At 75.8% G+C, this 21,291-nt stretch carries 19 protein-coding genes and 1 pseudogene; 10 read left to right on the top strand and 10 right to left on the bottom strand.

Annotated features, from left to right (window positions below; translation table 11 throughout):
• Positions 1 to 3: 3 nt before the first annotated feature.
• From ACRYR8_RS10660 to ACRYR8_RS10690, 7 genes are all read right to left on the bottom strand, one after another.
• The gene (locus ACRYR8_RS10660) at positions 4 to 888 is read right to left on the bottom strand and encodes an LLM class flavin-dependent oxidoreductase (RefSeq protein WP_432484447.1); all 885 of its coding nucleotides are present in this window, start codon (positions 886 to 888) and stop codon (positions 4 to 6) included.
• Positions 885 to 1,811 carry an alpha/beta fold hydrolase gene (locus tag ACRYR8_RS10665; protein WP_432484448.1) on the bottom strand — a complete coding sequence of 309 codons (927 nt, stop codon included), beginning with the start codon at positions 1,809 to 1,811 and terminating at the stop codon, positions 885 to 887. Before ACRYR8_RS10665 ends, ACRYR8_RS10660 begins: the two co-directional genes overlap by 4 nt.
• A gap of 57 nt (positions 1,812 to 1,868) precedes the next feature.
• The gene (locus ACRYR8_RS10670) at positions 1,869 to 2,345 is read right to left on the bottom strand and encodes a DnaJ family domain-containing protein (protein WP_242125544.1); all 477 of its coding nucleotides are present in this window, start codon (positions 2,343 to 2,345) and stop codon (positions 1,869 to 1,871) included.
• A gap of 59 nt (positions 2,346 to 2,404) precedes the next feature.
• Positions 2,405 to 3,685 carry a M14 family zinc carboxypeptidase gene (locus ACRYR8_RS10675; protein WP_432484449.1) on the bottom strand — a complete coding sequence of 427 codons (1,281 nt, stop codon included), beginning with the start codon at positions 3,683 to 3,685 and terminating at the stop codon, positions 2,405 to 2,407.
• 275 nt (positions 3,686 to 3,960) lie between these two features.
• The gene (gene lhgO / locus ACRYR8_RS10680) at positions 3,961 to 5,148 is read right to left on the bottom strand and encodes an L-2-hydroxyglutarate dehydrogenase (protein ID WP_432484450.1); all 1,188 of its coding nucleotides are present in this window, start codon (positions 5,146 to 5,148) and stop codon (positions 3,961 to 3,963) included.
• 228 nt (positions 5,149 to 5,376) lie between these two features.
• On the bottom strand, positions 5,377 to 7,656 hold the full coding sequence (locus tag ACRYR8_RS10685; RefSeq protein ID WP_432484451.1) for an EAL domain-containing protein: 2,280 nt from the start codon (positions 7,654 to 7,656) through the stop codon (positions 5,377 to 5,379).
• A gap of 116 nt (positions 7,657 to 7,772) precedes the next feature.
• Entirely contained in the window at positions 7,773 to 8,897 is a 1,125-nt protein-coding gene (locus ACRYR8_RS10690) for a hypothetical protein (protein WP_432484452.1), read from the bottom strand.
• Positions 8,898 to 9,189: 292 nt separating this feature from the next.
• On the opposite strand from ACRYR8_RS10690, the gene ACRYR8_RS10695 reads away from it, so the two are divergent.
• The 3 genes from ACRYR8_RS10695 (at position 9,190) to ACRYR8_RS10705 (ending at position 13,212) form a co-directional block, all read left to right on the top strand.
• The gene (locus ACRYR8_RS10695; RefSeq protein ID WP_432484453.1) at positions 9,190 to 9,687 is read left to right on the top strand and encodes an ATP-binding protein; all 498 of its coding nucleotides are present in this window, start codon (positions 9,190 to 9,192) and stop codon (positions 9,685 to 9,687) included.
• Positions 9,688 to 9,757: 70 nt separating this feature from the next.
• A complete protein-coding gene (locus tag ACRYR8_RS10700; RefSeq protein ID WP_432484454.1) occupies positions 9,758 to 12,205 on the top strand; it encodes a phosphoketolase family protein in 2,448 nt (815 codons plus the stop codon).
• Positions 12,206 to 12,252: 47 nt separating this feature from the next.
• The gene (locus ACRYR8_RS10705; protein ID WP_432484455.1) at positions 12,253 to 13,212 is read left to right on the top strand and encodes a serine/threonine dehydratase; all 960 of its coding nucleotides are present in this window, start codon (positions 12,253 to 12,255) and stop codon (positions 13,210 to 13,212) included.
• Between the two features lie 49 nt (positions 13,213 to 13,261).
• On the opposite strand, the gene ACRYR8_RS10710 is transcribed toward ACRYR8_RS10705, so the two are convergent.
• The gene (locus tag ACRYR8_RS10710; protein WP_432484456.1) at positions 13,262 to 13,987 is read right to left on the bottom strand and encodes a DUF4386 domain-containing protein; all 726 of its coding nucleotides are present in this window, start codon (positions 13,985 to 13,987) and stop codon (positions 13,262 to 13,264) included.
• 102 nt (positions 13,988 to 14,089) lie between these two features.
• Between ACRYR8_RS10710 and ACRYR8_RS10715 the strand changes: the two genes are divergently transcribed.
• On the top strand, positions 14,090 to 14,791 hold the full coding sequence (locus ACRYR8_RS10715; RefSeq protein ID WP_432484457.1) for a TetR/AcrR family transcriptional regulator: 702 nt from the start codon (positions 14,090 to 14,092) through the stop codon (positions 14,789 to 14,791).
• A gap of 55 nt (positions 14,792 to 14,846) precedes the next feature.
• On the opposite strand, the gene ACRYR8_RS10720 is transcribed toward ACRYR8_RS10715, so the two are convergent.
• The gene (locus tag ACRYR8_RS10720; RefSeq protein WP_432484458.1) at positions 14,847 to 16,481 is read right to left on the bottom strand and encodes an SLC13 family permease; all 1,635 of its coding nucleotides are present in this window, start codon (positions 16,479 to 16,481) and stop codon (positions 14,847 to 14,849) included.
• A gap of 216 nt (positions 16,482 to 16,697) precedes the next feature.
• On the opposite strand from ACRYR8_RS10720, the gene panD reads away from it, so the two are divergent.
• From panD to ACRYR8_RS10750, 6 genes are all read left to right on the top strand, one after another.
• Positions 16,698 to 17,105 carry an aspartate 1-decarboxylase gene (panD, locus tag ACRYR8_RS10725; protein ID WP_432484459.1) on the top strand — a complete coding sequence of 136 codons (408 nt, stop codon included), beginning with the start codon at positions 16,698 to 16,700 and terminating at the stop codon, positions 17,103 to 17,105.
• Between the two features lie 54 nt (positions 17,106 to 17,159).
• Complete coding sequence (locus ACRYR8_RS10730) at positions 17,160 to 17,630, top strand: SRPBCC family protein (protein ID WP_432484460.1); 471 nt, start codon at positions 17,160 to 17,162, stop codon at positions 17,628 to 17,630.
• A 316-nt stretch (positions 17,631 to 17,946) separates the two neighbouring features.
• Positions 17,947 to 18,303 carry a hypothetical protein gene (locus tag ACRYR8_RS10735; protein WP_432484461.1) on the top strand — a complete coding sequence of 119 codons (357 nt, stop codon included), beginning with the start codon at positions 17,947 to 17,949 and terminating at the stop codon, positions 18,301 to 18,303.
• Positions 18,304 to 18,382: 79 nt separating this feature from the next.
• Positions 18,383 to 19,510: a magnesium/cobalt transporter CorA gene (gene corA, locus ACRYR8_RS10740; protein ID WP_432484462.1), complete on the top strand. Its 1,128-nt coding sequence runs from the start codon at positions 18,383 to 18,385 to the stop codon at positions 19,508 to 19,510.
• On the top strand, positions 19,507 to 19,818 hold the full coding sequence (locus ACRYR8_RS10745) for a chorismate mutase (protein ID WP_432484463.1): 312 nt from the start codon (positions 19,507 to 19,509) through the stop codon (positions 19,816 to 19,818). The genes corA and ACRYR8_RS10745 overlap by 4 nt, the downstream gene beginning before the upstream one ends.
• Positions 19,815 to 20,684 carry an endo alpha-1,4 polygalactosaminidase gene (locus ACRYR8_RS10750; protein ID WP_432484464.1) on the top strand — a complete coding sequence of 290 codons (870 nt, stop codon included), beginning with the start codon at positions 19,815 to 19,817 and terminating at the stop codon, positions 20,682 to 20,684. The genes ACRYR8_RS10745 and ACRYR8_RS10750 overlap by 4 nt, the downstream gene beginning before the upstream one ends.
• Positions 20,685 to 20,711: 27 nt before the next feature.
• Here ACRYR8_RS10750 and ACRYR8_RS10755 read toward each other — a convergent pair.
• A pseudogene (locus ACRYR8_RS10755) lies at positions 20,712 to 21,291 on the bottom strand (hypothetical protein); the annotation flags it as partial.

The raw sequence follows: 21,291 nt of genomic DNA on the forward strand, positions 1-21,291 counted from the left end.
CGGTCAGACCGCCGCGGTGGGGGGCACGGCGAGGCCGTGGGTGCGCAGGACGCCCGCGAGCGCACGGGCGGGCACGCCGCGGCCGTCGGGGCGGGGCCAGTGCACGACGACCTCGTCGAACCCCGCCGCCGCCAGCCGCTCCGCGAACTCCCGGTAGCGGGCGAAGACGGCCGTCTCGTCGCGGCCCACCAGGGCCAGGCGCCTCGGCGATCGGCCGGGGGCGACCTCGCGGAGGGTGCGCTCGAACCGCCCGGCCGCCTCGACGTACCCGGCGGTGACCGCCTCGGCACCGGCCGCCGACGGGTCGCCGTAGGTGACCCAGGCGTCCCCGGCACGGGCGGCGAAGGCCGTCCCCCGGGGCCCGGCGGCGGCGATCGTCACGGGCACCCCGCCCGGCTGCAGCGGCCCGGGGACGGCGCGCGCGTCGTGAGCGGTGAAGAACTCGCCCCGCTCGTCGGTGACCCGCTGCGAGAGCAGCCGGACCAGCAGGGCCGTCCACTCCTCGAAGCGGCGCTGGCGCTGCCCGGGCGTGAGCGCCCCGGCGCCGAGGACGGCGGCGTCGTGCGCCGACGTGCCCGCGCCCACCCCCAGCTCGAACCGCCCGCCGCACACGTGGTCCAGCGTCATCACCTCGGAGGCGAACGTCACCGGGTGCCGGAAGTTCGGGGACGCGACGAGGGTGCCCAGCCGCACGGTGCTCGTCGCCGCACCCGCTGCGGCCAGCAGCGGCACGGCGTTGAACCACGGGCCCTCGCGCATGTCGCGCCAGGACAGGTGGTCGTAGGTGAAGGCGGTGCGCAGGCCGGCGGCCTCGACCTCGCGCACGGCGGCGGTGAACCGCGCGGGGGCGTGGTCGTTGAGGACGACGGCGGACAGGGCCGGGGTCACGGTGCCTCCGCGAGGTCGGGTGCGCCCCCAGTCTCCCCGGCTGCGGCGGCGAGGGCGACCGCTGGGCCCAGCGCCGCCCGCAACACGTCCTCGGCGTGCGACCAGAGCAGGGATCCGCCGGCGCCGGCGACGACGCGGTGCCGGGCGCCGGGGACCCGCGCGGCCAGGGTGGCGCCGACGTCGGGCGAGTGGGTGCCGTCCAGGTCGCCGTGCCACACCTCGACGGGGACGGCGATCGCCTCCAGCGGCAGGCCCCACTCGCGCACGGCCAGCACCGTGTCGCGCGCGTAGGCGTCCGGTCCCTGCCGGAAACCGTCGTCGAGGACCCGTCGGAACCAGGCGCGGAAGTCCCCCCGGCCGTAGGTGGCGGCGTCGGCGGGGGCGACGCGGCCGAGGACCAGCTCGAACATCGAGGCCGCGGTGAACCCGGCGAAGGCGTCGTAGGCCCTCCCGGGGTCCCGGGCGGCGAGGTCGACGAGGGCGGCGAAACCCGGCGGCAGAGCCGTGCGGAACTCCGGGCGGGCGACCTCGTCGGCCGGGGAGACGAGCACCAGGCGGCTGACCACCCCCGCCGCGGCGGCAGCCAGCCCGAAGGGGGCGCCCTGGGAGTGCGCCAGGCACGGCACGGGCCCGGTCCCGAGGGAGGCGACGAGTTCGCGCAGGTCCTCGGCCACGCTCGTGAACGTCGCCCCGGGGCACGGGTCGGAGGCGCCCAGACCGGGGCGCTCCACGGTGACCAGCCGGACGCCGAGGTGGCGCAGCGGCCCCTCGCCGGGGGTGACGAGGCCACCGGACGCAGCACCGGGCACCAGCAGGACGGGACGGCCGCCCGGGTCGCCGTGCTCGGCGTGGGCGAGGACGCGCCCGTCGCGCAGTCGCACGCGGCCGGTCGTCGGGACACCGGGGTCGAAGTCGGCGTGCACGCCGGGGACCGTAGCGGCGCTGCCGGAGCGCCGCTACGGCTTTCGGCACCGGTGCGCTCACCGCGCGCGGCGCCACCACCGGCGGCGCCGCACCACCGCGGCGGGCGGTTCCCGGGCGGGGGCCGGAGCGGGGCGAGCCCGTTCCCACCGCTCGCGCACCTCGGCGGCGTCGAGCAGCGCGACCACGACGAGAGGCCCGTCGGCGGGGCGCCGGTACAGCTCGCGCACCCGGTCGTTGAAGCCGGCCACGACCGCGTCGACGTCGGCGGCCGAGCGCAGTCGCCCGGCGTCGCGCAGCAGCTCCTCCCGCTCGCGGCGCAGCGCGAGCGCCGGGGGCAGCATCGCCGAGACGTCGAAACCCTCCCGGCGGGCCTTCTCGGCGGCCCACTCCTCCGCGGAGAACGGCCGGTCGAGGTGGCGCAGCGGCTGCCCGGCCCCGCGCAGGCCGTCGAACTCGCCGCGCTCGGCGGCCTCGCGCACCTGCCGCTCGACCCAGCTCTCGAAGGAGCTGCCGCCCGGCTTCCGGCCCGTCACCCCGGCGAGGGTACGACGGGTCCGGCCGGGCGGCAGCCCGGGACCGTCAGGTCGAGGGGTCAGTCGACCTCGGCGTCGCTCTGCACGTCCGGGACGACCTGCCCGTCCGGGGTGAGCTGGACGCTGTCGGGCAGCGTCTCGTAGGCGCGCGGGTCCAGGCGGTCCACGGCCCCGGTCGCCAGGTCGGTGAGCATCCGCTCGATGCCCGCGACGGTGGCACGGGTGAACCGCTCGCGGCCGGCCTGCCCGAGGGTCTGGCTCTGGCCGCGGATCTCGAACAGCACGGTGCGGGTCCCGTTGAGCGCGAACGCCGAACGGGCCTGGCCGGGCAGGTCGCGCTCGGGTGCGTGGGAGTACCGCACGGGCAGGAAACCGGCCTGCTCGATGCCGTTGAACGCCGAGAGGGCCAGCTGGCGCGAGGAGTCCTGCGCGTTCTGGTACTCCGCGTACTTGCCGCCGGGCTCGAACTCCCAGTCCGGCAGCGGCGGGTAGTCGACGGCGACGTCGATGAGCTCGTTCGTGTCGTCGCGGGCGACGCAGGCACCCTGGTGGTGGATGTCGAGGAACCCGTCCACGCCGTCGAAGCGCTCCTGCAGGTCCAGGTACAGGTCGCGCAGCGCCTGCGACTCGGGGTTGAGGAACCACCCGAAGTCCTGGGGGGTACCCGGCAGGTCGGCGGGGTCGGGAACGTGACCGAGGTCGGCGTGGAAGTCGCGGTTGAGGTCGAAACCGGGCCGGGTGATGTAGTCGTCGCCCTGCTGGAGGCGCTGGATGTAGTTCCAGGCGGGCTGGCTGGGGGCCAGTTGCGGGAACTGCGCGACCACCTCGGCCCAGGTGCGGTCGTTGCCGCGGCGGTCCAGCTCGGCGCCGTCGACGTTGAGCTTGGGCACCGCGACGACGGTGACCGAGGACAGCAACCGCTGGGTCGACGGGTCGTCGGAGGTGGCGAGCCGGTCCAGGACGCGCAGGACGGCGTCGGGGCCGACCTTCTCGTTGCCGTGGATCTCCGCGTTGAGGAGCATCACCTTGTCGCCGGTGCCGACGGTCGCGGCCCAGATCTCCCGGCCCCGGTTCGAGCGGCCGATCTCGGAGACGGTGAGCCGCCCTTCGCTGACGGCCTCGATGCGCCGCAGTTCGTTGCCGAGCTCGGCGTGGCTGGTGAACTCGTTGATCGGGAGCTGGCGCACCTCGGTGGTGCACGGCGGCGGCGCCAGCGGGTCGAGCGGCGCGGCGGTGGCGGGCAGGCCACCGGCGAGCGCCACGGTCGCGGTCAGCGGGAGGACGGACAGGCCGGTGAGCCAGCGGGCGGTGCGGCGCTCACGGGGTGCGGAGGTGCGCATGGGGCTCCAGGAGCAGGCGGCGACGACGCGCCGAGGGGGCGGGGACGCGTGCGGCGGGGGTGACCTCGGGAACCGCTTCCCGAGGATCCGCTGTGCGTTGTCTATGGCCGCGCGACACCCCCTGTCAACGACCCGGAGCGATCAGCAGCGCACGGAGCGCACCTGTCGAGCGGCGTCCACGACCCGCCCGTCCCGGCGACCGGGCTCCGGGCGCACGAGCGCCCGGCCCCCCGTGGACGGGGCGACCGGGCGCTCGTGAGGTGCTGCTGAGCCCGTCAGACCTCGGTGTCGATCTCGTCGGCGATGCGCCGGCCGATCTCCAGCGCCGCGGTCGCCGCGGGCGAGGGGGCGTTGAGGACGTGCACCTGGCGGATGCCGCGCTCGAAGTAGAAGTCGTCCACCAGCGCGCCGCTGCGGTGCAGGGCCTGCGCACGCACCCCGGCGTGGGTGGGCACGAGGGCGTCGTCGGCCAGCGCCGGCACGAGCTCGCGCAGGCTGGCCAGGAAACGCTTGCGGGAGGCGGAGCGCAGCACTTCGTCGATGCCGGTCCGCCAGTACTTCTGCCCCAGCTTCCACGTGCCGGGCCAGCGGAACGTGTCGAGCAGGTCGCCGGCGGAGACGTCGCGCCAGGTGTAGCCCTCGCGCTTGAGCGCCAGCACGGCGTTCGGGCCGGCGTGCACGCCCCCGTTGACCATCTTCGTCAGGTGGACGCCGAGGAACGGCAGCGTCGGGTCCGGCACCGGGTAGATGAGGCCCTTGACCAGGTGCGACTGCTGCGGGGTCAGCTCGAAGTACTCCCCGCGGAAGGGCACGATCCGCACCTCGGGCTCCAGGCCCGCCAGGCGGGCGATGCGGTCGGACTGCAGGCCGCCGCAGTTGACGAACACGTCGCCGGTGACCTCGCCGGTGGTGGTCTGCACGGTGACGGAGCGGAACGTGGAGGAGACCCCGACGATCTCGGAGCCGAAGCGGATCTCGCCGCCGTCCTTCTCCACGAGCTGCGCGAGGGTGTCGCACACACCGCGGTAGTCGACGATGCCGGTGCTCTCCACGCGCAGCGCGGCGACGCAGCTGACGTGCGGCTCGAACTCGCGGGCCTGCTCGGGGGAGATCATCCGCACGGGCACGCCGTTGGCCAGGCCGCGCTCCAGCAGGCGGCGCAGCGCCGGGACCTGCTGCGTGGTGGTGGCCACGACGAGCTTGCCGCAGATGTCGACGGCGACGCCGTGGTCCTCGGCGAACTCGCGCATCGACTTCGCGCCGACGGTGCCGAGTGTGGCCTTCAGGCTGCCGGGCGCGTAGTACAGGCCCGAGTGGATGACGCCGGAGTTGTTGCCGGTCTGGTGCTCGGCGACCCGGCCCTCCTTCTCCAGGACGGTCACCCGGTGGCCGCGCTGGCTGAGCGCCCAGGCCGTGGACAGGCCGACGATGCCCCCGCCTGCGACGACGACGTGGCTACCCATGCGTGTTCCTCCCCCTGCTCGAAGCGGTGCGTGCGTGCTCCCGCGGCGCCGGGCGCGCGGGACCCCCGCAGGAGTGTCGCCCATCGGCGACCCGCCGGGCGACCTCCTCGGAGGATCGCTGACCCGTGCCGGGACGACGGACGCCCACGAGCGATCGAGCTGTCACTCAGCGTCAGGAAGGGTCGGTGGACGACCCGCTCCGGCACCCGTGCGGCCGCACCGGCCCCCTCAGCCCCGCGAGGCCGCGGAACGCTCACCCCGCACCCGCCGCCGGCGTTCGCGCACCGCCGCACCGGCCCGCTGCAGCAGGGCGTCGAACCCCTCCCCCGCACCGGCGGCCACGCCGACGCCCACGCTGGCGGAGATCGAGACCTCCACCCCCCGCAGCGCGAGCGGGTCGGCGACGGCGCGCGCCAGGCGGGTGGCGACCTCGTGCGCGCGCGCCACCGCCTCGGCGGGGTCCAGGCCGGTCAGCGCGGCGATGAACTCGTCGCCGCCCAGCCGCGCCGCGAAGGCGCCCGGCGGCAGCTCCCGGAGCAGCCGCCGCGCCACCACCACCAGCAGGTCGTCGCCGGCGGCGTGACCGAAGCGGTCGTTGACGGCCCGGAACCCGTCGAGGTCGCACAGCAGCAGCGCCACGCGGCGCGGGTCGGCGGCCAGGGCCGCCTCGACCTGCTCGGCGGTGCGGCGGCGGTCCGGCAGGCCGGTCAGCGGGTCGGTGTGCGCCAGCTCCCGGGCGCGTTCGCGCTCCTCCTCCAGGGCCCGCTGGGCCCGCACCCGCTCGGTGACGTCGTCCTGCAGGCCGACGTACTGCACCACGCGCCCGGCGGGGTCCAGGACCGGCGCCAGGCGGACCTCGTTCCACCACGGCGTGCGCTCGGGGCCGCGGTGGTTGAGCAGGACGCCGTGCCACTCCTCGCCCGCGGCGACGGCCGCGCGGATCTCCGCCAGCGCCACGGGGTCGGTGTCCGGGCCCTGCAGGAACCGGCAGTTGCGGCCCAGCACCTCCTCCGCGCGCAGGCCCGACAGCGCCTCGAACGCGGTGTTGACGTACACCAGCGGCTGGTCGGGGCGGGTCACGTCGGAGATCGTCACCCCGTGGGAGGTGGTGCCCAGCACGCGGTGCACGAGCCGGCTGAACGCCGGCGCGTCCGCGGCCGGCACCGGCGCGGGGCGCTCGGCGGGGTGGGCGGGCCCGGTCGCGGCGGGCGCGGGCGCGGGTGCGGTCGCCGGGGCGTCCCCGGGCGCGGCGGTGCGCGGTGCGACGCGCGAGAGCAGCGCCTGCGCCGCAGCCACCGCGGTGGCCCGCTCGTACGTCAGGGCGTACTCGAAGGTGCGCTCGGCGTCGGGCCCGCTGTCGCCGAGGTCGCGGGCCAGCAGCGCCACGGCGAAGTGCGGGCCGAGCACCACGACGTCCCACTCCCCGCGCACCGGGTCGTCCTCGGCCAGGTCCGCACCGCGAAGGCCGGGCACCGGCTCGGCGGGCAGCCCCTCCCCCAGCGCGCACACGAACCCGGTGCGCTGCACCAGGTCGCGGTACCGGCTGCGGGTGGCGGGTGTGAAGTGCCGCGCCTGCTGGAACGTGGACGCCACCACGCACGTGGGGCCGATGCGCAGCGCCTCGCGCTCCAGCTGCTTGGACAGCTCGATCAGCAGCGCCTTCGGCGAGCGCCGCAGCGGGGTGCCGGCGGGCAGCAGCGCGAACGGCGACGGGGACGGCGCCGACGACGCCGACGAGGGAGGTGCCGCGAACCCGGTGGGGACGGGTGGGGCCGGCAGCCGCAGGGTGCCGGGGCGCAGGCCCGGCACGGGGGCGGGACCGGGGCGGCCGAACAACCAGCCCTGCCCCAGGTGGGCGCCCAGCGCCCGCGCCGTCCTCAGGTGCCGCTCGTCCTCGATGCCCTCGGCGAGGACCGTGGCACCGCTGCTCTGGGCGTACGCGTTGACGGCGTGCATGATCTCGGCGACGTCGGCGCCGGGGCGCTGCTGCACCAGCCGCAGGTCGAGCTTGACCACGTCCGGCTCCAGCAGCGGCATGAAGGCCAGCGACATCGCGTCCGCGCCCACGTCGTCCAGGGCGACGCCCCAGCCGAGCTCGCGCACCCGCGCGACGGTGCGCAGCAGCTCCGCAGGCCGCGCCGCGATGGCCCGCTCGGTGATCTCCACGACGACGCGCAGCTGCCCGGGTGCTCGCTCGGCGAGGGCGAGCAGCTCCTGCAGGGGGGCGCTGTCCAGGACCTCCGGCTCGACGTTGACGAACAGCGTCAGGGGGGCGAGCAGCCCGGACCCCAGCGCGCCGCGGAACGCGGCGGCGCGGCAGGCCTCGTCCAGCTCGGCCAGCAGCCCCTCGGCGCGGGCGGCGGCGAACAGCCGGTCGGGGCGCTCCAGCGGGCCGGCCGGACCCCGCACCAGCGCCTCGTAGGCGACGACGTGGCCGCCGTCCAGGTCGACGATCGGCTGGAAGACGCTGCGCACGCCCGGGCCGCGCAGCACCTCCCGCACGCTCACGGGTCCCACGGTCCTCACCCCCGCCTCTTCGGCACGGCGAGCCCCCACCTCGAGCTCCCTCGCCGGAACGGGCCGGGGGCCCCCGGGGGGCGGGGACGGGACGCCGCCCGGGCACCTCAGGCGTGCTCGGGCACGCCCACCTCCGCCTCGTCCTCGTCGCGGTCCTGCGCGAAGAAGGTCGACACCACCTCGTGGACCGCGCCGGCCACCCCCGGCCGGGCCGTCCACGGCTCCACCGGCGACAGCACGCCGAGGTCGGCGAGCGCACGCACCGTGTCCAGGGCCGCCGCCAGCTCCTCGCCGTCACCGGTGGACTCCAGCACCGCCTGCAGCTGCTGGGTGGTCATGGGGCCCAGCACCGCGGAGGTCACGACGCTGAGGCCGCCGACGACGGCGGCGTCGTTGGCGGAGGAGGCGAGCACGGTGGTGACGGCCGAGGCCAGCGCGGCGGCGGCGACGTCGCGGCGGGCGTCGACGTCGTGCAGGGCGTCCACGGGACCGGGCACGTGGGTGCGCCCGCCCACGACCTCCACGACACCGGTGGCGCTCCAGTCCAGCCACAGCGCCACCGGGTCCAGCACCTCGCCGACCTCGCCGCGCAGCGCGTCGATCACGGGGCCGTCGACGACGGGCTCCTCCCCCACGGGGACCCCGGCGCGCAGCAGGTCCAGGGCGCGCAGCGCCCCGGCGACCACGGGGACGGCCTGCAGGTCGCGCAGCTGCTCCTCGGCGGGGACGGCCAGGGCCGCGGCCTCCAGCGCGTCCAGCACGCTGCTCTGGTCGGAGGCGGCGCCGGCGATGCCGCCGGAGGCGACGTCCAGGCAGTCCGCGAGCTCCTCCGGCCCGCCCTGCCAGGCGCCCGACTCCCCCAGGAACATCAGGTACGTCGTCCAGGCGACCCGGACCTCGTCCACGAGCTCCTGGGGGTCGAGCCCGTTGTGCTCGGCGACGGCGGGCACGACCTCGGTGAACAGCGCACGCAGCTCCGCGGGGGCGAAGCGCGTGGCGGAGGCCCGCACGACGGGCTCGCCGGAGTCCAGCAGCAGCCAGCCCAGCGACTCCATCAGCCGCGCCTCCAGGTCGCCGGGGGCCAGGACCGCTTCGTCCTCCTCCGTCTCCAGGAAGGTGCGGTACTCCACCTGCAGGTCGCCGAGCGCGCGGCCGCCGGCCCGCAGGGGCGACAGGCCAGGCGTGGGCCGGGGCCCGGCGGTGCGGCGGACGGGCTTCTTCTTCTTCGGCACGGCGGCACCTCGGCGTCGGGGGCGGTCCCCCGCACCCTACCCAGCGTGGCCACTGCGGGACCTGCCGTCAGCGCGGGCTCCGCGGTGCGCCGGCGGTGCGGAACAGGACGCTGCCGTGGTCGACGGCGTGGTCGACGGCGTGGTCGACGGCGTGGTCGACGGGCCCGGGGACCGGCACCCCGCCCGGGGCGGTCGGACGTCCCGCGACGGCGGGTGGGAAGCTGGTGCGAGCACGGCGGGGTCCGAGCACGACGGAGACCGCGGCGGGAGCGGGGGGACGACGCGCGGGACCATGGACGACGGCACGCACCTGAGCACGGGCACGACCCACGAGGGCCGGCCGGCCCCCTCCACCGGCGACGGCGCCGTGCAGCGCTGGCACCTGGACCTGGAGCACCACCTGTCGTCGGTGCCGCTGGCCCGCCACTGGATCGTGCAGCGCTGCTCGGCGGCGCGGGTGCCCGCCGCGGCCGTGACGGTCGTGGAGCTGCTGACGGCCGAGCTGACGGCCAACGCGGTCCTGCACGGACGCTCCCCGGTGCGGCTGGACCTGGAGCGCACCGGCGAGGGCGTGCGGGTCGCCGTCCACGACGCCGAGCCCACGCCTCCGGTGCGGCGCAGCGTCGGCCCGGAGGCCACCGGCGGGCGGGGCGTGGCCCTGGTCGACCTGCTCTCCAGCAGCTGGGGCGTCGAGCAGCGCGGCGCGGGCGGGGCGAGCGGCAAGACGGTCTGGTTCACCGTGACCGCCCCCGGCCCGCGAGGGAGTGACGTGCCGTCCCCGCCCCCCTAGGGTCGAAGGGCCCTGGTCCCGAGCGCCGCGGCGCGCGAGGGTCGGTGCGTCCACCGAGGAGGAAGCACGCATGTCCACGACCAGCGTCCCCACCACCACGACCACCGCGCAGGACACCTCGCCCGGGCTCGTCGAGGCCCTGGCCCGCCCCGACCCCCGGGAGGTCGCCGCGCTCGACGCGTGGTGGCGCGCCTGCAACTACCTGACCGTCGGGCAGATCTACCTGCGCGCCGACCCCCTGCTGCGTGAGCCCCTGAGCAGCGAGCACATCAAGCCGCGCCTGCTCGGGCACTGGGGGACCAGCCCGGGCCTGTCGTTCGTGTACGCGCACCTGTCGCGGCTGATCCGCCGCACCGGGCAGCCCTCGCTGTTCCTCACCGGTCCGGGCCACGGCGGGCCCGCCCTCGTGGCCGCCTCCTACCTGGAGGGCACCTACACCGAGAAGTTCCCCTCCGTGACGCAGGACGCCGAGGGGATGAGGCGGCTGTTCCGGCAGTTCTCCAGCCCCGGCGGCATCCCCAGCCACGTGTCGGTCACCACCCCGGGTTCGATCCACGAGGGCGGCGAGCTGGGGTACGTGCTCGTGCACGCGTTCGGCGCCGTCATGGACAACCCGGACCTGCTGGCGCTCGCGGTCGTGGGTGACGGCGAGGCGGAGACCGGCCCGCTGGAGGGTTCCTGGAAGGGCGTCTCCTTCCTCGACCCCGCGCGCGACGGGGCCGTGCTGCCCGTGCTGCACCTCAACGGCGCGAAGATCTCCGGGCCCACCGTGCTGGCCCGCAAGGACCCCGCCGAGGTGCGCTCGCTCCTGGAGGGCCACGGCTACGAGGTCCTCGAGGTCGGCGGGGACGACCTGCCGGGGATGCACGAGCGGTTCGCGGGCACCCTGGCCCGCGCCTGGGGCCGCATCCGCGACATCCAGACCGCCGCCCGCGCCGACGGCGCCCCCGCCGACGCGCCCCGCCCGCGCTGGCCGCTGATCGTGCTGCGCACCCCCAAGGGCTGGACCGGGCCGCACGAGGTCGACGGCGTCGAGGTCGAGGGGACGTTCCGCGCGCACCAGGTGCCGCTGTCCGGCGTCCGGGAGAACCCCGACCACCTCCGGCTGCTCGAGGAGTGGCTGCGCTCGTACCGCCCCGAGGAGCTGTTCGACGACTCCGGCGCCCCCGTCGAACTGGTCCGCTCGGCGAACCCCGAGGGCGAGCTGCGCATGAGCGCCACCCCGCACGCCAACGGCGGCCTGCTCACGCAGGACCTGGACCTGCCCGACTTCCGCGACCACGCCGTGCAGGTCGACCGGCCCGCCTGCGAGCGCGCCGAGTCCACCCGCCGCCTCGGCGAGCTGCTGCGCGACGTCTACACCCGCAACCCCCGCACGTTCCGGCTGTTCTCCCCCGACGAGACGAACTCGAACCGCCTGGGGGCGGTGTTCGAGGTGTCCGACCGGGCGTTCGCCGAGCGGACGTACCCGCAGGACGTGTCGATCAGCCGGTCCGGGCGCGTCATGGAGGTGCTCAGCGAGCACAACTGCCACGGGTGGCTGGAGGGGTACACCCTCACCGGTCGGCACGGGCTGTTCGCCACCTACGAGGCGTTCGCCATGGTCAGCGCCTCCCAGACGGTGCAGCACGCCAAGTGGCTGGAGGAGGCGCAGCAGCTGCCGTGGCGCGCCGACGTGCCGAGCCTGAACGTCCTGCTGACCTCCACGGCGTGGCGCAACGACCACAACGGCTTCTCCCACCAGGGGCCGGGGCTGCTGCAGGTCGCCATCACCCAGCGTCCGGAGGTGTCCCGCGTCTACCTGCCTCCGGACGCGAACTGCCTGCTGTCGGTGGCCGACCACTGCCTGCGCTCCCGGAACTACGTGAACCTCATCGTCATCGACAAGCAGCCGCAGCTGCAGTACCTGTCGATCGACGACGCGGTCGAGCACTGCCGGCGGGGTGCGTCGGTGTGGGAGTGGGCGGGCAACGACGACGGGCTCGCCGACCCGGACGTCGTCCTGGGCTGCGCCGGGGACGTGGTGACGATGGAGACGGTCGCGGCCGCGCAGATCCTGCGCGAGCGTCTGCCGCAGCTGCGGTTCCGCGTCGTCAACGTGGTGGACCTCATGGCGCTGCAACGCCCCAAGGACCACCCGCACGGCATGAGCGACCTGCGGTTCCGGGAGCTGTTCACCGATTCCGTCGACGTGGTGTTCGCCTTCCACGGCTTCCCCGGCGCCATCCACCAGGTCGTCCACGGTCGTCCCGACGCCGACCGCTTCCACGTGCGCGGGTTCATGGAGGAGGGCACCACCACCACGCCCTTCGACATGACCGTGCGGAACCGCGCCTCGCGTTACCACCTGGTGGTGGACGCCCTGAACAACGCCCGCCGCCTGCCCCCGGGTGCCGGGGAGCTGATGGCGTACTGCGAGGCGCAGCTGGCGCGCCACCGGGAGTACGTGGTGGAGCACCTGGAGGACATGCCGGAGGTGCGCGACTGGTCCCTGGGGGACACCACCACGCTGGCCTGAACGGGCGGGCCGGAACCGGCCGACGGGAGCGGGGTAGCGTCACCGGCGTGACGTGCCCCGCTCCCCCCGCCGTGCCCACCCGCGAGGAGATCGCCGACGCCGCCGGGCGGATCGCCGGCCGCGTCCGTCGCACCCCGGTGATCGAGTGGTCGGTGCCGGTGGGGGGCCGCGAGGTGCCCGTCACCGCGAAGCTGGAACTGCTGCAGCACACGGGGTCGTTCAAACCCCGCGGGGCGTTCCACCGGATCCTGTCGGCCCCGGAGCGCCCCGGCCTCGTCGTCGCCGCCTCCGGCGGCAACCACGGCCTCGCCGTGGCCCACGCCGCCCGCGCGCTGGGGATCGAGGCGGAGGTGTTCGTGCCCGAGTCCGCCCCCGCCGTGAAGGTCGAGGGCATCCGAGCCCGCGGCGCGCGGGTGACCCTGGCGGGCGCCTCCTACGCCGAGGCCGCCGCCGCGAGCGCCGAGCGGGCGAGCGCCCCCGGTGCGCTGGCGGTGCACGCGTACGACGACCCGGCGGTGCTCGCCGGGCAGGGCACGGTGGCGCTGGAGCTGTCCGAGCAGGCCCCGGACCTGGACACCGTGCTGGTCGCCACCGGCGGTGGTGGGCTGATCGGCGGTGTCGCCGCCTGGTACGGCACCGGCACGCGGGTGGTGAGCGTGGAGACGCACGGCGCACCGACGATGCACGCGGCGCTGGCGGCCGGCCGGCCGGTGGACGTGGCGGTCGGCGGTCTGGCGGCCGACTCGCTGGGCGCGGAGCGGATCGGCGTGCACGGGTTCGCCGGCGCCGTCGCGGCGGGCGTGACGGCCGTGCTCGTCGAGGAGGAGGCGGTGCGGGCGGCGCGCCGGCTGCTGTGGGAGGACCTGCGGGTGACCGCCGAGCCCGGTGGTGCGGTGGCGCTGGCGGCGCTGCTGCGGGGTGCGTACTCCCCCTCAGCGGGCGAGCGGGTGGGGGTCGTGGTGTGCGGGGGCAACGCGGACCCGCACGACCTGGCGGTGCCGCGCTGAGCACGGGTCCACGAGCGGGTCCGCGTCGACCCCGCCGGCGCCGTCGCGCTCACCGCACCCGGGCGGCTGCGGCCGCCGCGTGCGGGGCGTCCGCGGCGGCGGTGCGTTCGCCGGCGGGTGGGGTGAAGCCCTTGGCGAGCAGGCGCACGGCGAAGCTCACCTCCCAGGCGGCCACCGGGAGCGCAGCCAGGAAGCCCCAGGTGGAGACCTGCTCGTAGAGGCCCAGCAGGACGGCGGTCGACGAGGCGAGGACGAGCGGGCCGCCGACGAGGCCCAGGACCGTGATCCAGCGGGGCGCCAGTCGCGCGCGGTGCACCAGGTGGGCCAGCAGCAGGCTGTTGACGCCGATGACCAGGCCGGGGCCGATGAGGAACGTCCAGTCGTGCACGGCGACGAGGGCGCGGGCGACGGCGAGGAGCGCGCCGTCCTCGTCGCCGGTGCGCTCGCGCCGCAGGGTGACCAGAGCCAGCACGCTGACGATCCCGATGACGATGACGGCGGCCTCGAGCAGGCGCCCGCAGACGTAGCCGAGCGCGATCCCGGGGTTCTGCCGCTGGAGCACCGGGTGGAGCGCGACCGCGGTCCCGACGACCGAGGCGGCGAGGACGACCTCCAGGAAGCCGCCCAGCAGGACGCGCGTGTCGGCGCCGGCGCCGAGGACGTACTCCGGGTCGGCCAGCGCGGGCTGGTAGAGCGCCAGCGCGGCGACCGCGGCGATCGCGGCGACGAGGAAGAACACCCCCGTGGCGATGGCGGTTCCTCGGTACGGCTTCATGGGGCTGTCCTCCCGACACTGGCGGTGTACGGCGTACACCTGATGCCGAGGACGGTAGGTGTACGGTGTACACCTGTCAATGGGCGCCGAGGAGGAGGACCGATGGCCGGCCGGGACGGGAGTGCGCCGAGGACGACCCTGAGCAGGGAACGGGTGCTGAGCGCCGCCTGCGCAGTGGCCGACGCCGCCGGGCTCGAAGCGGTCAGCATGCGCCGCGTCGCCCAGGAACTGGGTGTCGCGCCGATGGCCCTGTACAAGCACGTCTCGGACAAGGACGACCTCGTCGACGGCATGGTCGACCGCGTCATCGGCGAGGTCGAGCCGGGCGACCCGGCCCGGGGGTGGAAGGCCGCCGTCCGGCAGCGGATCCTCTCGGCGCGACAGGCCGTGCTCCGCCACCCCTGGGCGCGGCGGGCGATCGAGTCCCGCACCCGCAGGACCCCCGCCGTGCTCGGGTACATGGACTCCCTGGCGGGTGCGCTGCGCGCCGGCGGGCTCTCGGTCGACCTGACCCACCACGCCCTGCACGCGCTCGGCAACCGCATCTGGGGCTTCAGCCCGGAACTGTTCGAGGAACCCGCCGCCCCGGGTGCTCCCGCACCGACCCCCGAGCAGCTCGAGGTCCTGGCGAGCGAGCTCGGCGAGCGCTACCCCCACGTGCTGGAGATCGCGACGGCGGCGACCGGCGGCGACCTCTCCGGCGTCGGCCGCGGCTGCGACGAGCAGTTCGAGTTCGAGTTCGCCCTCGACCTGCTGCTCGACGGCGTGGAACGGCTGCACCGCCGGGGGTGGTCCCCCCGGTGACGTGCGGGGGTGCCGGTGGTGCCGGTGGTGCTCCGCGGCGGACGCCCCCGGGGAGTCAGAGGGAGAAGCCGAACACCAGCGGGCCGATGGCGAAGACGGCGGCCGTGAGCACAACCACGGCGATGAGGTTCAGCCACACCCCCGACCTGACCATCTGCCCGATCGTGACGCGGCCGGTGCCGTACGCGATGGCGTTCGGCGGCGTCCCCACCGGCATCATGAACGAGCAGGTGGCGGCGAGCGCCGCCGGGACCAGCAGCAGCAGCGGCTCGGCGCCGATGCCGACGGCGACGGCGGCGAGCACCGGCAGGAAGGTCGCCGCGGTCGCGGTGTTCGAGGTGAGTTCCGTGAGGGCCAGGATCCCCAGCGCCACGGCGGCGACCAGCAGGACGAGCGGCAGTGCGTCGAGGCCGCTGAAGCGTTCGCCGATGTAGGTGTCCAGACCGCTCTCCTGGATCGCGGCGGCCATCGACAGCCCGCCGCCGAACAGCAGCAGGACCCCCCACGGGACGCCCTTCTGGAGGGTCGACCAGTCCAGCGCGCCGCGGCCGCGCTGCCCCCGCACCGGGACGAGGAAGAGGGCGAGCAGCGCGGCGATCGCGATGCCGCCGTCGGACAGCCGCGTGACGAGGGGGACCGCCTCGGTCAGCGCTTCCCAGTCGCTCAGCGGCGCGCGGAACACCCACAGCAGTGCCGTGGAGGCGAACACGGCGGCGACGGTCCACTCGCCGGGCGACATCCGGCCGAGCGCGTGCAGCTCCTCGGAGATCGCCTGCCGGCCCCCGGCGATCTCCCCGATGCGGGGCCGGTACTGGACCTTCGTCAGCAGCAGCCAGGCGATCACGAGCATCACGACGGACACGGGCACGCCGACGGCCATCCACGCGGCGAAGCCGATCTCGATGCCGAGGGTCGATTCCGCCACGCCCGCCAGGATGAGGTTCGGCGGGCTGCCGACGAGCGTGGCCAGTCCACCGATGGTGGCGGCGTAGGCGATGGCGAGCACCAGCCCGGCCCCGAAGCGCTGCACCTCGTGCTCGGGCAGCGTGCCGCTCGTGCGGCGGTCGACCAGGGCGAGGACGCTGACGCCGATCGGCACCATCAGCAGGGTGGTGGCGGTGTTGCTGACCCACATCGACAGGAACGCCGTCGCGATCATCACGCCCAGCACGAGCCGGGTGGGTCGGGTGCCGACGACGCGGACGGTCCCGAGGGCGATGCGCTGGTGCAGCCCCCACCGCTGCATCGCCAGGGCGATGGCGAACCCCCCGAGGAAGAGGAACACGGTGGGGTCGCCGTAGGCGGCGGTGGCCGTGTCGAGCTCGACCACCCCGGCGAGGGGGAAGGCGACGATGGGCACGAGCGCGGTCGCCGCCAGCGGCAGCGCCTCCGTCATCCACCAGACGGCGATGAGCACCGCGAGCGCCGCGGTGACGCGCGCCTCCGGGGTGAGCGCCGGGGAGGGCGGCAGCGTCACGTGCACGAGCACGGCGAGCAGCGGCCCGAGGAGCAGACCGGCCCCCTGCAACCGCGTCCGGCCCCCGGCGGCGCCCTCACCGTCCCGCCCGCCGGGCGGGGGTCCACCCCGGTGCTCGACCCGGAGCTCCTCGGCCCGCTGCGGGCTCTCCGGCGCCGGCCGGCCGTCCTCGGCCGCGCCCGCGGTGCCGCTCGCTGCTCTCCTCGTCCTCATGTCGCCGCCCCGTCTCCTCGTCGAGAGTGCTGAACGCTGGTGGTGCGCCACCGGGCGCGGGTCGTCCTCGGCCCGTCGCCCTCCAGCGTGCTCCCGCTGCGGCGGCTCAGCAGGTCGAGCGCGAGCGGCGCCGTGCGCCGTCCCCGCGGCGCGCCGGGCTGGGACACTGGTGCTCCCGGGCGGGAGCCGCCCCGGGACGCGATCACGGGAGCTGTTGTGCTGCGCACGGTCATGCACGGGAAGATCCACCGGGCGACGGTCACGGAGGCCGACCTGCACTACGTCGGTTCGATCACCCTGGACGCCGACCTGTGCCGGGCCGCGGACCTGGTGGAGGGCGAGCGGGTCCAGGTCGTCGACGTCACCAACGGCGCACGCCTGGAGACGTACGTCATCGTCGGTGAGGCCGGCAGCGGCGACGTCCGCATCAACGGCGCCGCCGCGCACCTCGTCCGCCCCGGGGACCTGGTGATCATCATCTCCTACGTGCAGCTCGACGAGGCCGAGCGCGCCGGGCACCGGCCGCACGTCGTCCACGTGGACGGGGCGAACCGGGTCGTGGCGCTGGGCAGCGACGCGGCCGAGCCCGTGCCGGGCTCCGTCGACCAGGTGCCCTCGAGGTAGGGCGCCGCGGCGGGGCCCCCGGGCCGGTCACCGCGCACGTGCCGTGATCCGCTGGTGGCCGGCTCGAGCTTCTCCGGCTCCACCGTGATCCGCTCCTCACCGGGAGCGCTGTACGACCTCGTCTCCGACGTGACCCGCACGGGGCAGTGGAGCCCGGTGTGCACGGGGTGCTGGTGGGACGAGGGGCAGTCGGCGCGGGTGGGTGCCTGGTTCACGGGGCGCAACGAGGTCATCGGGCGGGTGTGGGAGACCCGCAGCCGGGTGGTGGCGGCTGAGCGCGGTCGCGAGTTCGCCTTCGTCGTCGGTGGGGACCGGGTGCGCTGGGGGTTCACCTCCACCCCCGTCGACGGCGGGACGCGCACGACCGAGTCGTGGGAGTTCCTGACCGCGGGCCTGGCGGCGTTCGCCGAGCTGTACGGGCAGGACGCCCCGCAGCAGATCGCCGACCGCACCCGCGCGGCGCACGAGGGCATCCCGGCGACGCTCGCCGCCACCGCCCGCATCGCCGAGGGCCCCGGGAGCTGAGGGGCCCAGCCGTGTCCGTGGCCCGCGCGCCGAACCTCCCGGGGTCGCCGCGGAGGAGCCGGGGCGACCGCCTCCAGCCGCTCGACGGCCGGGGTGTGCGCTCCGGTGCGCCGGCGCGCGGTGCCGCCGGGGCGCACGGCCGCGTCGTCGCGGCCGGCGGGCAGCCGCTGCTCCACGAGCGACGAGCCCGGGCGCCGGGTGACCGCACCACCCGCCAGCGGTCGGCGCCGTCCGCGCGCGGTGCTCCCGACCGGGGGGTCGGCGGCCCCGTGGACGTCGCCGTGCGCCCTCGCACGGCCGTCGAGGACGATCGGGGGTGACCGGCGGCCGGCGCCGGGGGCTGGAGGAGCACGTGGACGTCGAGGTGCAGCACGCGCAGCAGGGCGGTGCCCGGATCGCGGTGCACGACACGGACGACCTGGGGAGGCTGTCGGCGAGGGCCGCGGCCGCGGCGCCCGCCGACGCGGTCGACGGCGCGCTGCGCGACGCGGGCGCGGGCCACCTGGACGCGGCGGGCCGCCACGCCTGGCTGCGGCTGACGTGGCTGCGCGCGCAGGGCACGGACGAGCCGCGGTGGCTGGAGGGCTTCGCCGCGATGATCGCGCACGCGACCGCGCAGGGCTGGACGAGCGAGGACGGCACGCTGGTGCGGGCGCACCTCGAGCGCGGCTGAGCGGGGGACGCGGCACCCGCGCAGCCCGGCGCACGGGGGATGATGGGGTGCCCGTGCCCCGCAGACCCGAGGAGGCCCCGTGCCCAGGCGCCGCGTCCACCTGTCCTCCCTGGGGCGCCGCGGAGCGGTCCCCTCCACCCGCAACCTCGCGCAGGACGGCGCCATCCCGACCGAGCCGCTGGGGCGCAGCAGCCTGGTCGACTCCGGCGTGTACGCGCAGGGCGTTCGGGTCGCCTCCCCCGCCACGCTGGCGGACACCTACCGCTGCCTGCACGAGGACGAGTCCCGCATCGCCTGGATCGGGCTGTACCGGCCGTCCGCCACGGAACTGGGCTCGCTGGCCCGGGAGTTCGACCTGCACGAGCTGGCCGTCGAGGACGCGATCGTGGCCCACCAGCGGCCCAAGCTGGAGCGCTACGGCGACACGCTGTTCGTGGTGCTGCGCGCGGCGCGCTACCACGACGCGGCCGAGGAGGTCGACTTCGGCGAGCTGCACCTGTTCATCGGCCCGGACTTCGTCATCACCGTGCGGCACGCCGAGTCCCCGGACCTGGCGCAGGTGCGCCGGCGCATGGAGCTGGACCCCGAGATGCTCGCGCTGGGCACCGAGGCCGTGCTGTACGCGATCCTCGACGCGGTCGTCGACGGGTACGCGCCCGTGCTGCGCGGGCTGGAGAACGACATCGACGAGATCGAGGTGCAGGTCTTCGACGGCGACCCGTCGGTGTCGCGGCGCATCTACGAGCTGTCCCGGGAGGTGACGAACTTCCAGCGCGCCGTCGTCCCGCTGACCGCCGTGCTGGGCGGCCTCAGCGACGGCTTCGAGAAGTACCGCGTCGACGAGGAGCTGCAGCGCTACCTGCGCGACGTCACCGACCACGTCACCGTGGCGGCCGAGCGCATCGAGAACTTCCGCAACCAGCTGCGCGACATCCTCACCGTGAACTCCACCCTCGTGGCGCAGCGGCAGAACGAGGAGATGCGCTCGCTGACGGAGGCCAGCTACGCGCAGAGCGAGGAGGTCAAGAAGATCTCCTCCTGGGCGGCGATCCTCTTCGCCCCGACCCTGGTGGGCGGCATCTACGGGATGAACTTCGAGCACATGCCGGAGCTGGACTGGACGTACGGGTACCCGCTGGCACTGCTGCTGATGCTCAGCAGCTGCATCGTGCTGTACGTGGTGTTCAAGAGGAGGGGGTGGCTGTGACCGGAGAACCGCAGCACGCCGACGTCGGGGCGGAACTGTCCCGGCTGCGGCACAGCATCGACAACCTGGACGCCGCGCTGGTCCACCTGCTGGCCGAGCGGTTCAAGCTGACCGAGGCCGTGGGTCACCTCAAGGCCGCGCACCGGCTGCCGCCCGCGGACCCGGCCAGGGAGCAGGAGCAGACCGCGCGCCTGCGCCGGCTGGCCGTGGACTCCGGCCTCGACCCCGTGTTCGCCGAGAAGTTCCTGGCGTTCGTCATCGCCGAAGTGATCCGCCACCACCGGGCCATCGGCGGGGCGGCCGGGTGAGCACGCAGGTACCGCGACTCGCCGCGACGTGCACCGCCGCCCTGCTGCTGGCCCTGGCCGCCGGCTGCACGGCCCCCGGCCCCACCGCGGGCGGGACGGCCGCCCCCGCCGGAACCCCGAACGAGGAGGACCCCGTGACCCGCACGCAGGAACCGTCCGGCTGGTGGAGCCCCGAGCAGGGAACCGCCTGGCAGTGGCAGCTCTCCGGCGACCTGGACCTCACCGTGGACGTGCCGGTGTACGACGTCGACCACCAGGTCCCCGCGGAGGTCGTCGACCGGCTGCACGCCGACGGCCGCCGCGTCATCTGCTACGTCAGCGCCGGGACCGTGGAGTCGTACCGCGACGACGCCGGCCGGTTCCCCGACGAGGTCGTCGGCCGGCCGCTGGCCGACTGGCCCGACGAGCGCTGGCTCGACGTGCGGCGCCTGGACGTGATCGGGCCCGTCCTGCTGGACCGCCTCGACGAGTGCCGCGACAAGGGGTTCGACGCCGTCGAACCCGACAACGTCGACGCCTGGGCCAACGACAGCGGCTTCGACCTCACCGCCGCCGACCAGCTGCGCTTCAACCGGTGGCTCGCCGCCGCCGCGCACGAGCGCGGCATGGGCGTGGCGCTGAAGAACGACCTCGACCAGGTCCGCGACCTCGTCGGCGACTTCGACTTCGCCGTCAACGAGTCCTGCGCCCGCTACGAGGAGTGCGACCTGCTGCAGCCGTTCGTGGACGCCGGCAAGGCGGTGCTGCACGTCGAGTACGACCTGACCCCGGAGCGGTTCTGCCGCGTCGCGCACCGCCCGGGGTTCTCCTCGATGCTCAAGGACGGCGACCTGACGGCCTACCGGTACGTCTGCGACCACGGCTGATCCGCCCCGGCTCCCGGAGTCAGGGCCTCAGCAGGCGTCCCAGCGCCACTGGCCGTCCTCGGCGCTCCAGCGCTCGCCGGTGACGTCGCGGCCGGGGACGGAGTAGGAGTAGTCGACCTCGGCGGTGCCACCCGTGGCGCGGCTGGTCACCGCGGTGACGGCGGCGAACCCCGCGCCGGCGGCCTCGCGCAACGCGCCGTCGGGCACGGCGGACCGGCAGCGCGCCGACAGCAGCCGCTGCGCCGTGGCGACGTCTGCGGTCAGGAGGGCGTCCGACCTCAGCCGCACGGCGACCTCCAGGTCCTCCGTGGTGCCCAGCGGCACGGGCGCGACGACCGCCGCCTCCCCGGCGCGGGGAGCCGGGGAGGCGGCCGCGGTCACCGGGGCGGTCGCCGCCGGGGCGGGAGCTCCGGCCCCCGCGGACGTCGCCGCGGGCGTGGCCGCGGGCGTGGCCGCGGGCGCCGGCGTGGTGGGAGCCGCCGTGCGGGTGGCCGGCGCGGCCGAGCGGGCGGCGGCGCCGTCCCCGGCGGCCGCACCGCACCCACCGCTCGCCGGCCCCCCACCCCCGCGGGCCGCGGGGGGCGCGCCGCGCGACGCGGGCGCTGGG

The organism is Kineococcus esterisolvens, from assembly GCF_050871405.1.
In the GTDB taxonomy this organism is placed as follows: Bacteria; Actinomycetota; Actinomycetes; order Actinomycetales; family Kineococcaceae; genus Kineococcus.

Excerpts from the sequence above, each read along its gene's own strand:
- lhgO (WP_432484450.1), bottom strand. The coding sequence starts at position 5,148 with ATGGGTAGCCACGTCGTCGTCGCAGGCGGGGGCATCGTCGGCCTGTCC.
- ACRYR8_RS10710 (WP_432484456.1), bottom strand. The coding sequence starts at position 13,987 with ATGAAGCCGTACCGAGGAACCGCCATCGCCACGGGGGTGTTCTTCCTC.
- ACRYR8_RS10715 (WP_432484457.1), top strand. The coding sequence starts at position 14,090 with ATGGCCGGCCGGGACGGGAGTGCGCCGAGGACGACCCTGAGCAGGGAA.
- ACRYR8_RS10675 (WP_432484449.1), bottom strand. The coding sequence starts at position 3,685 with ATGCGCACCTCCGCACCCCGTGAGCGCCGCACCGCCCGCTGGCTCACC.
- ACRYR8_RS10720 (WP_432484458.1), bottom strand. The coding sequence starts at position 16,481 with ATGAGGACGAGGAGAGCAGCGAGCGGCACCGCGGGCGCGGCCGAGGAC.
- ACRYR8_RS10700 (WP_432484454.1), top strand. The coding sequence starts at position 9,758 with ATGTCCACGACCAGCGTCCCCACCACCACGACCACCGCGCAGGACACC.
- ACRYR8_RS10695 (WP_432484453.1), top strand. The coding sequence starts at position 9,190 with ATGGACGACGGCACGCACCTGAGCACGGGCACGACCCACGAGGGCCGG.